Source organism: Acidithiobacillus albertensis (genome assembly GCF_001931655.1).
Taxonomy (GTDB): Bacteria; Pseudomonadota; Gammaproteobacteria; order Acidithiobacillales; family Acidithiobacillaceae; genus Acidithiobacillus; species Acidithiobacillus thiooxidans.
The window spans coordinates 1-508 of the sequence record NZ_MOAD01000093.1 but is presented as its reverse complement, the minus strand read 5'-3'; the positions used below and the strand labels follow the sequence as shown (position 1 = coordinate 508).

Annotated in this window: 1 protein-coding gene; it reads left to right on the top strand. The window is 58.3% G+C overall.

Annotation, left to right across the window (positions count from 1 at the left end):
* On the top strand, positions 1 to 508 hold a 508-nt coding region (locus tag BLW97_RS18230; RefSeq protein ID WP_207650655.1), incomplete at both ends, for a transposase.

The window sequence follows — 508 nt, the reverse complement described above, 5'->3', positions numbered from 1 at the left end:
GATGGGCGTCAGGCGGTCGTGCGTAATGGGCATCTGCCGGAGCGCGAGATCATGACCGCTCTGGGTCCGGTACCCGTCAAAGTACCCAAGGTGCGGGACCGCTCAGGATCGGGGATCAAATTCAATTCGGTACTGGCGCCTCCGTATGTACGCAAATCACGAACGGTAGCCGCTACAGTACCTTGGCTCTATCTGCATGGGGTGTCTTCCGGCCACATGCAGGAAGCCCTTTCCATTTTGCTGGGTGATGAGGCCAAGGGACTTTCACCTGCGGTGTTGGGACGTCTCAAGGCGGAGTGGGCGCAAGAGTATGCCCATTGGCAACACCGCTCCCTACAGGGAAAGCGCTATGCTTACTGGTGGGTAGACGGTATTTATACGAACCTCCGTGCGGAGGAGGATCCGCGTATCTGCCTGCTGGTGATTATCGGCGTGACGGCAGAGGGCAAGAAAGAGCTGGTCAGTGTCAGTGACGGCCTGCGCGAATCCAAAGCTTCCTGGCTGGAGA